The following is an 8,744-nucleotide window of genomic DNA, read 5'->3' as shown; positions in this document are numbered from 1 at the left end:
AAAAATCAAACCCACCGCTGGGTTCAGAGCCCGGCGTGTCGCTGGCGCGCCACGCCTCTTTCGCGGGACGTTGCCGCCTGTGGGGTTTCGCGTGCCGTTCGGTGTGCGTGCCGTTGCTCCTGATGGTTGTCAGGCGTGTGTGGCGGGTGCGGTGCCGTTGCCGAAAGGCCTGCCGCCCAAGGCTTCCCGGCCGTGTGGCTCGTACCAGTGGGTCAGGTCGGGGCCCAGTGGCACGATCCGGGTCGGGTTGATGTTGTCGTGCGTGACGTAGTAGTGCCGCTTGATGTGGTCCCAGTCGACCGTGTCGCCGAAACCCGGTGTGGTGTACAGGTCTCGGGCGTAGGCCCACAGCACCGGCAGCTCGGCGAGCTTGTGCCGGTTGGCCTTGAAGTGGCCGTGGTAGACCGCGTCGAAGCGGACCAGCGTGGTGAACAGCCGGATGTCGGCCTCGGTGATGGTGTCGCCGACCAGGTAGCGGCGGGTGGCCAGGCGGTCGGTGAGTTCGTCCAGGCGGGCGAACAGCGCGGTGAACGCCTCCTCGTAGGCCTCCTGGGTGGTGGCGAAGCCGCAGCGGTAGACGCCGTTGTTGACGTCGGTGAAGATGCCCTCGCTGACCTCGTCGATCTCCGCGCGCAGCGCCTCGGGGTACAGGTCCGGCGCGCCCGGGCGGTGCAGCGCGTGCCACTCGGTGTTCAGGTCCAGGGTGATCCGCGGGTAGTCGTTGGTGACCACCTCGCCGGTCCGGATGTCCACAATGGACGGAACCGTGACCCGGCCGTCGTACTCCGGATCGGTGCGGTGGTAGGCCTGCGCGAGGAACTCGATGCCCAGCACCGGATCGCGACCGCCGGGGTCGAGGGTGAAGCGCCAGCCGCGCTCGTCCCGGATCGGGTCGACCACGCCGAGGGAGAGCGCCTCCTCCAGGCCGAGCAGCCGCCGCACGATCAGCGCGCGGTGCGCCCACGGGCAGGCCAGTGAGACGACCAGGCGGTAGCGGTCCCGTTCGGCCGGGAAGCCGGAGGAGCCGTCAGCGGTGATGCGGCGGGTGAACCGGTTGCCCTGGCGTACCCACTCGCCGCGGGCGGAGGTCTCCTTGCCGAACTGGGCAGCAGCCATACGCTTGAATCTACGGGCTGGCAGACCTTCAGGCGAGGAGAGACGCGTGCGCACGTTGTACCCGGAGATCGAGCCCTACGAGCACGGCTGGCTGGAGGTCGGCGACGGCCAGCGGGTCTACTGGGAGACCAGCGGCAACCCCGGGGGCAAGCCGGTGGTGTTCCTGCACGGTGGTCCCGGCGGCGGCACCTCGCCCGCGCACCGCAGGCTGTTCGACCCGGCGGCGTACCGGATCGTGCTCTTCGACCAGCGCGGCTGCGGCCGCAGCACCCCGCACGCCAGCGATCCGGCCACCGACCTGTCGGTGAACACCACCTGGCACCTGGTGGCCGACCTGGAGCGGCTGCGCGAGCACCTGGGCATCGACCGGTGGCAGGTCTTCGGCGGGTCCTGGGGCAGCACGCTGTCGCTGGCCTACGCGCAGACGCACCCGGACCGGGTCACCGAACTGGTGCTGCGCGGCATCTTCACCCTGCGCCGCACCGAGCTGGACTTCTTCTACCAGGGCGGCGCCGGGTTCCTCTTCCCCGAGGAGTGGCAGGCCGTGCTGGACGTGCTGACCGAGCCGGAGCGGGCCGATGTGCTGCGCTCCTACCACCGGCGGCTGGCCGACCCCGACCCCGCGGTGTGGCAGCCCGCCGCGATCGCCTGGAGCGTCTGGGAGGGCTCGACCACCCGGCTGTACCCGGACGCCGAGCACATCGCGCACTACGCCGACCCTTCCTTCGCCGCGGCCTTCGCCCGGATCGAGACGCACTACTTCGTCAACGGCGGTTTCTACGAGGAAGGCCAGCTGATCAGGGACGCGGGCAAGCTGGCCGGCATCCCGACCGTGCTGGTGCAGGGCCGCTACGACGTGGTGACCCCGGCGCTGACCGCGTGGGAGCTGCACCGCGCGCTGCCCGGCTCGGAGCTGATCATCGTGCCGGACGCGGGACACGCGTTCAACGAGCCCGGCATCCTGCACCACCTGATCGAGGCCACCGACCGGTTCAGGAGCTGAAGGCCGCCGCCAGCTCGGTCCTGGCCCGCACCAGCGAGGGTCCGTGCCAGGTGAGCAACCGGCCTGACAGCAGCACGCACCGGCGGCCCGGGAACGCGTCCGGGCCGTCGGTGGCGGTGAACTCGTACGGCTCGTCCGGCAGCACCACCAGCTCCGCGCCACAACCCTGGAGCTCGGCCAGCGGCGGGCGCGGGTAGCGCTCCGGGTGACCGGCGTAGACGTTGGTGAAACCCAAGCGGCGCAACACATCCCCGGCGAAGGTGTGCCGCCCGAGCACCACCCACGGCCGCCGCCACACCGGCACCAGCACGGTGGCCGCGGGCTCGGGCACCTCCTGCCAGAGCTCGCGGGCCTCGGCCAGCCAGCCCGGTTCGGCGGCCCAGACCTCGCGGAAGAGCCGCGCCAGGGAGTCCAGCGCCTCGGGCACCGTGGCCGGGGCGGCGGTCACCCACACCGGGACGCCCGCGGCGCGCAGCTGGGCCACGTCCTCCGGCCGGTTCTCCTCGGCGTTGGCCAGCACCAGATCCGGCCGCACGGCAAGGACATCGGTCACCCTGGGGTACTTGGAGCCGCCGATCCTGGGCAGCTCCAGCACCGGGTGGGTGCAGTAGTCGGTGATCCCGGCGAGCACGCCCGGCACGGTCTCCGCGACCGCCTCGGTGAGCGAGGGCACCAGCGAGACGACCCGCCCCGGCCCAGAAGATGTCACCGGGCCGAGGCGGACCGTCGCGCCGAGGTCGTCGCGCACTCAGACGCCGGTGACCCGGATGCCCGCGTGCGTCTTGTACCGGCGGTTGACCGCGATCAGGTTGGCGGTCAGCGCCTCCACCTGGTGCGCGTTGCGCAGCCTGCCGCCGAAGACCCCGCGCATGCCGGGCACGGTGTCGGCCAGCGCGCGCACGGTGTCGGTGGCCTCGCGGTCATCGCCGAGCACCAGCACGTCGATGTCCACAGTGGACACCTCGGGGTCGGCCAGCAGCACCGCGGAGACGTGGTGGAAGGCGGCGGTGACCCTGGAGTCCGGCAGCAGCCCCGCCGCCTGCTGGGCCGCGCTGCCCTCGGCCACCGGCAGCGCGAACGGGCCCTGCTTGTCGAAGCCGAGCGGGTTCACGCAGTCGATGACGATCTTCCCGGCGAGCTGCTCGCGCAGCGCGGTCAGCGTCGGCTCGTGCGCCTCCCACGGCACCGCGACCAGCACCAGGTCCGCGGCGGTGGCGCAGGCGGCGTTGTCCGCGCCGGAGACCGCGCCCCCGCTCAGCTCGGCCAGCTCGGCGGCGGCGGACTCGGCGCGGGCGGCGTCACGGGAGCCGAGGACGACCTTCAGCCCGGCCTTCGCCCAGCGGTAGGCCAGGCCCTTGCCCTGCGGACCGGTGCCGCCGAGCACCCCGACCGTCAACCCGCGCACGTCCTGCTCGCTCACTTCGCCTCCAACGACTGTGGTGGAACTACCCGCACCCTACGCAACCGTCTGGTGTGGAGGGTCATTCCGTCTCGAAGGACACCTTGCGCCGCACCGGATCCGCCTCCACCAGCCGCACCCGCACCCGCTCGGCCTCCACCAGGCCCGCACCCCGGCACTTGGCCAGCACCGGCGGCTCGGTGACGAAGATCTCGCCGCCCTCGCTGTTCGTGCGCAGCACCACCGCGTCGAAGCTCTGCCCCACCGCCTCGGCCAGCAGCCAGGACTCCACCTGGTCGATGCAGGCCCGGTCGACCTGCGCGGCCAGCCGGTCGGAGGCCTCCATCAGCGGGGGCAGCTCGGGCAGGGCCGCGCGCAGCCAGGCCGGCACCGGATCGCCCGCCACCACGGCCAGGCAGACCTCGGTGGCGAACCGGTCCACCAGCCGCCGCAGCGGCGCGGTGACATGCGCGTAGGGCGCGCCGATCCCGGCGTGCGTGACCACCTCGGGAGGCGCGCCGTCGAAGGCGGTGTAGCCCGCGCCGCGCAGCAGCCGGGTGGCATCCGCGGACAGCGCCAGCGAGGTCGGCTCGGCCGGGTCCAGGCTGGCCAGCAGCTCCGCCGCGCCCATCCGCTCCGGCCAGTCCAGGCCGAGCGCGGCCGCGGTGCGGCGCAGTTCGTGCACCGCGCCCTCGTTGGCATCGGGCAGCGTGCGCAGGATGCCGATCCCGGCGTCGAGCATGATCCGGGCCGCGCACATCCCGGTGAGCAGCGAGATCTCCGCGTTCCAGCCGTCGACCTCGGTCCGCGGCCGCACCACCAGCCGCCAGCCACCCTCACCCGCGGGCTGGATCTCCTGTTCCGGCAACGCCAGCTCGATCGCACCGCGCCGCACGGCCAGTCCCCGCCGCAGCCTGCCCAGCTCGGGCAGCGCGGCCACCGAGGGGTGCACGGTGCCGTCGGCGATGGCGGCCTGCACGGTGGCGTAGTCGAACTGCGCGGTCGAGCGGACCACCGCCCGCTCCACGTGCACCCCGGCGGGCTCGCCGTCGTCGTCCAGGTCGATGGTCCACAGCACCGCGTTGCGAGACTGCTCCGGCAGCAAGCTGGCCGCGTCCTCGGAAAGCACCGGCGGGTGCAGCGGCACACTGCCGTCCGGCAGGTAGAGCGTCTGCCCGCGCCTGCGCACCTCGGCGTCCAGCGCGCCACCCGGCGGCACCACCGCGCCCAGGTCCGCGATCGCGTAGTGCACCCGGAACCCGGCGGGCAGCCGCTGCACGAACACGGCCTGGTCCAGGTCCTTGGCGCCAGGCGGGTCGATGGTCACCAGCGGCAGGTCGGTGGCATCCCGCCTGGCCAGCCGGTGCACGGTCTCACTGGAGGTCTGCTCCGCCTCGGCCAGCGCCGCGGTCGGGAACTCCCCCGGCAGGCCGAACTCCACCCGGATCGCGGCGAAGTCCGCCGCGGCCCTGGTCCCGCCCTCCGGCGTTCGACCCACGCCGGCCAGCCTATGCGCCGTCAGTCATCGTCGTCGTCCCACTTACGCCGCTGCGCGTCCGCGGCCTCGTTGCGTTCCTTCGAGATCTCCAGCGCGCGCTCGGCCGTGGCCTGGTCCGGATAGGGCCCCATGCGCTCCGCGGCCTTGCACCCGAGTCCGTGCTCGACCTCATGGTGCCGCAGGCAGAAGTACCAACCGTTGAGATCCACCACACACTGACCCTTTCATGCGAGGCAGCGCATGTCACTCCGACGCCACGGTGGCAGTGCGATCGCCGCCCGTCCGGATCAACGCAGCCTGCCGGTCAACGCCCTGGCCTGCTCCCGCATCCGATCCACCAAGCCGCCCAGCTCCTCGCCCAGCGCGGGCGGCTTGCCGTCAGCGGCGCAGCAGGGCGGCTTGGTCCGCTTGCCGGTCGGCACCGGGATGCCGGCCAGCGCGTACAGCCTGGTGTAGACGTCCAGTCCGGGATCGGTGTCATCGTGCGGCCCGAGCAGCACGATGACGGCTGACCTGGGACTCTCGAAGGCCACCACGACCCGCAGCGCCTCGTAGAGGTGGCTGACGCACAGGTGCTCGACGACCTCGCCGTGCAGGCGGTACTGCATGGCGGCGCAGCCGCGCAGCTTGAGATCGGCCAGCCAGCGGTCATAGCTCTTGCGCTGCCTGCCCTTCAGGCCCTTGCTGTGCTCGACCGCCAGCCGGTCCGCGGTGACCCGGACACTCATGCACGCAGAGTGCCACAATGATCACCCAAAGCGACAATCGGTCACAGCTCGACGAGGTCTCCACGCCGCACGCGGGCCAGCGACTCGCGCAGGTCGCTCCGGTCCAGCAGTGCCTGGTCGGCCAGCCGGTCCCACAGCTGGTCCAGCAGGTTGCCCGGTTTCGCCCCGGCCGCCCTGAGCTCCCGCACCAGCCCCATGACCGCGTGCAGACTGCGTGGGTCAACTCGCCGAGTGCTCGCGTCACCCTCGGCCTCGGCCAGCACACCCCGGTCCAGCCAGGCGCGGACCGTTGGCGTGGTCACGTCGAGCAGCTTCGCCGTGACCGAGACCCGCACCGGGGCCAGGCAGGCGACCTGCTTGCGCACCAGCGCGCGCAGTCGGTCGGCGGTCTGCGGGTCAGCGTCCTCGGCGATGCCCTCCAGCTCTCCGATGAGGCCGAACTGCTCGCTCGTCTCCTGGCACTCACGCTCGACGGCGTTCCCCATGACCCACCTCCCTCACCTGGGCTACTTTCCAAAAGTGTAGCGCTTTTGGAAAGGACAGGGGTCACCAGGACGGGTTGGGCCGGTTTCCGCTGCCGGTCGGTCCGAACGGCTGGTCGTAACCGGTGTCCTCCGGCTCCTCCGGCGGCGGTCCGAAGGTCCGCTGACCAGGCACGTTGGCCGGCGGCACGGGCGGCGTGCCCAGCCCCGGCCCACTGGCATAGCCGGGCGGTGGCGCGCCAAACCCCGGCACCGGCGTACCCGCCGGCGGAGTCTGCTGCGGACCGGCCGGGACGCCGGCGCCGGCCGCGAACGGCGAGGGCGTGGGTGGCGGCGGGAACTCGAAGATCGGCGGCTCGCCGCGGGGCGGGGTCGGTGGCGGGGCGGGTGGGGGCGTCGGGGGGACCGCGGGTTCGTTGGCGGGCAGGGGCGGCACCGGGCGGGGGGCGACCGCGGGCTGCACAAAACCCGACTGCTGGTTCGGGATCGGGTCCAAGCAGGAGACCAGGACCCGCTTGTCCTCCGGGTTGGGGATGCGGGCGCCGTTGCGTTCCCGGTAGACCAGCTCGCCGTCGCCGTCGATCTCCACGATGCAGCCGACCTCGGCCAGCTGGTCCTCGTCCAGGTCGACCAGGAACTCATACCGGGACGGCACCACCCGGTACACCGGCCACGGCAGGTGGCCGTAGGCCTGGTGGAACTCCGCGAGCAGGTGCACCATCTGCTGCTGCCAGGGCAGCGGCATGGACTCGGCCAGTGACCGGGGCAGCACCGCGTACCCGCCGTCCACGCCGTGCCGGGCGCCGCTGAGGTAGTCCGCCAGCGGGCTGCTGGAGGCCGGGGGCCGTCCAGGGCGCGGGATCGGGTCGTTGCTGAACATGCGCTGCCTCCCTTGGGGTCGCCTCAGGCCGACTTGTTCGACTTCGGGCGGACCGCCATGGACATCAGCTCGCCCTCGGTCCACTTCAGGTTGCGGATGTGCACCGGCACCCCGCTCTGCTGCGCCTCGAGGATCTTGTTGTCGCCCAGGTACATCGCGACGTGGTGGATGGTCTTCGGATCGGCGGGGTTGTTCGCCCAGAAGATCATGTCACCGGGCTGGGCCTCGCGCAGCGGGACGTAGGCGCCGGCGAACCACTGCTCGCGGGAGGTGCGTGGCAGGTTCAGCCCGGCCAGCCGATAGGACCACTGCATCAGCCCCGAGCAGTCGTAGGTGTCCGGGCCCTCCGCGCCCCACACGTACGGCTTGCCCAGCTCCTTCATCGCGAACTGGATCGCGGTGGCCGCGACCTCGCTCGGCTGCGGGAGCTGCTTGCAGCTGACGAAGGAGGTCTCGTCGGTGATCTGGTTGATCAGGTGGACCGCCATCGACTCCCACCGGTGGTACCGGTCGGGGAAGGCCGAGCGCTCCACCGCCTGGGCCGCGTCGCCGGGACGCCTGCTCTCCCAGTTCGGCACCTTCAGCAGCACGTCGTAGAACTTGTGGATCTGGTACGGGATGTCCTGCAGCTGCTGCGGCGTGCCCCAGCCCATGGAGGTGCGCATCTGGAAGATGCCGACCGAGTCGCGGTCGCCGTAGCTGAGGTTGCGCAGCCCGGACTCGGTGCGCCCGGCCTGGATGGCCACCTGCCAGGCCCTCGGCGGCAGCTTCCGCTCCCGGCCGATGGTGATGATCATCGCGACGATCATCCTGGACTCCTCGGCCAGCTTGGCCGCGTCCTGCGCGCCCAGGTGCGCGCCGCCGATCCCCCAGTCCATGTCCGGGGTGCACAGGCTGTTGGCCACGGCCTTGGGCTGGTAGGTCTCGGTGCCGCCGACCACCGTGCGGATCACCCCGGTGGTGGTGACCGCGACCACCACGGTGGCCGCCAGGGCGACACCGGCGAGGGCGAGCTTCATGTCAGTCCGCCTTGGTGTACGACGCGACCCGCCACCCGGCCCCGGTGGAGATCACGGTGAGCCGCAGCACGAGCGCGTCCGTGGGCAGCTTCACCTCCACCGAACTGGCCGTGGCGCTGATCGAGGACGGCTTCCCGGTGACCTTGCCCGCCGGCACCATCCTCGGGTCCACCGAGGCCAGCTGCCCCAGGTACTCGTCGGTGGTGAACGGCTTCAGCTTCGCCAGCCACTGCTCGCTGGTGATCCCCTCCGGGTGGTCCACCCAGGCCTTGCCCCAGGACTCGGCCACCGCCAGCGCTTCCGGCGCGGGCGCGGCAGGCGGCGGGGCGGCCTGCGGGTAGGAGGTCACCGGCGCGTGCGTGCTGGTGCTCGGCGCGGCGAAGGCCCTGGTGCCGCTGGTGGGCGCGCCGCTGGTCTGCTGGCTGATGCCGCCGGTCTGCGGCAGCGGGTCAGGGCGCGGTTCGGTCTCCGGCAGCAGGATGCCCACCCCGATGATCACCACCGCGAGCAGGACCAGCGTGGTCACGAAGTGCCGGGGCGAGCGCAGCGGCCAGCCCCACAGCCTGCGGTAGACCGCGGCCCGGCCGCGGTTGGTCCGAATCGGCATGTCTCCCCCTCT

Annotated in this window: 11 protein-coding genes; 1 reads left to right on the top strand and 10 read right to left on the bottom strand. The window is 72.1% G+C overall.

All coding sequences use genetic code 11. From position 1 onward, the window contains the following. Positions 1 to 129: 129 nt before the first annotated feature. Positions 130 to 1,116, bottom strand: a complete 987-nt coding sequence (locus M8C13_RS18945) for a glutathione S-transferase family protein (RefSeq protein WP_252481947.1) — start codon at positions 1,114 to 1,116, stop codon at positions 130 to 132. A 46-nt stretch (positions 1,117 to 1,162) separates the two neighbouring features. Between M8C13_RS18945 and pip the strand changes: the two genes are divergently transcribed. Next, the gene (pip, locus tag M8C13_RS18940) at positions 1,163 to 2,119 is read left to right on the top strand and encodes a prolyl aminopeptidase (protein ID WP_308202818.1); all 957 of its coding nucleotides are present in this window, start codon (positions 1,163 to 1,165) and stop codon (positions 2,117 to 2,119) included. Here the strand turns inward: pip and M8C13_RS18935 are convergent. From M8C13_RS18935 to M8C13_RS18895, 9 genes are all read right to left on the bottom strand, one after another. Continuing rightward, positions 2,109 to 2,867 (bottom strand): helical backbone metal receptor, encoded by a 759-nt coding sequence (locus M8C13_RS18935; RefSeq protein WP_252481946.1) that lies wholly within the window; start codon positions 2,865 to 2,867, stop codon positions 2,109 to 2,111. The two genes, pip and M8C13_RS18935, sit on opposite strands and share 11 nt — an antisense overlap. After that, a complete protein-coding gene (gene npdG, locus M8C13_RS18930) occupies positions 2,868 to 3,539 on the bottom strand; it encodes an NADPH-dependent F420 reductase (RefSeq protein ID WP_252481945.1) in 672 nt (223 codons plus the stop codon). Positions 3,540 to 3,600: 61 nt separating this feature from the next. Beyond that, complete coding sequence (locus M8C13_RS18925; RefSeq protein ID WP_374213094.1) at positions 3,601 to 5,025, bottom strand: RNB domain-containing ribonuclease; 1,425 nt, start codon at positions 5,023 to 5,025, stop codon at positions 3,601 to 3,603. Positions 5,026 to 5,036: 11 nt separating this feature from the next. Further along, positions 5,037 to 5,225 (bottom strand): hypothetical protein, encoded by a 189-nt coding sequence (locus M8C13_RS18920; RefSeq protein ID WP_256509311.1) that lies wholly within the window; start codon positions 5,223 to 5,225, stop codon positions 5,037 to 5,039. A 78-nt stretch (positions 5,226 to 5,303) separates the two neighbouring features. Next, positions 5,304 to 5,744 (bottom strand): hypothetical protein, encoded by a 441-nt coding sequence (locus M8C13_RS18915; protein WP_252481942.1) that lies wholly within the window; start codon positions 5,742 to 5,744, stop codon positions 5,304 to 5,306. A 41-nt stretch (positions 5,745 to 5,785) separates the two neighbouring features. After that, on the bottom strand, positions 5,786 to 6,229 hold the full coding sequence (locus tag M8C13_RS18910; protein WP_252481941.1) for a hypothetical protein: 444 nt from the start codon (positions 6,227 to 6,229) through the stop codon (positions 5,786 to 5,788). 61 nt (positions 6,230 to 6,290) lie between these two features. Further along, the gene (locus M8C13_RS18905) at positions 6,291 to 7,106 is read right to left on the bottom strand and encodes a hypothetical protein (protein WP_252481940.1); all 816 of its coding nucleotides are present in this window, start codon (positions 7,104 to 7,106) and stop codon (positions 6,291 to 6,293) included. A gap of 23 nt (positions 7,107 to 7,129) precedes the next feature. Further along, entirely contained in the window at positions 7,130 to 8,125 is a 996-nt protein-coding gene (locus M8C13_RS18900) for a C40 family peptidase (RefSeq protein ID WP_252481939.1), read from the bottom strand. A 1-nt stretch (position 8,126) separates the two neighbouring features. Next, positions 8,127 to 8,732 (bottom strand): hypothetical protein, encoded by a 606-nt coding sequence (locus M8C13_RS18895; RefSeq protein ID WP_252481938.1) that lies wholly within the window; start codon positions 8,730 to 8,732, stop codon positions 8,127 to 8,129. Positions 8,733 to 8,744: the final 12 nt, after the last annotated feature.

It is taken from the genome of Crossiella sp. SN42, assembly GCF_023897065.1.
Taxonomy (GTDB): domain Bacteria; phylum Actinomycetota; class Actinomycetes; order Mycobacteriales; family Pseudonocardiaceae; genus Crossiella.
Note: the sequence above shows the minus strand (reverse complement) of the source record. Positions and strands in the feature narration are given on the sequence as shown.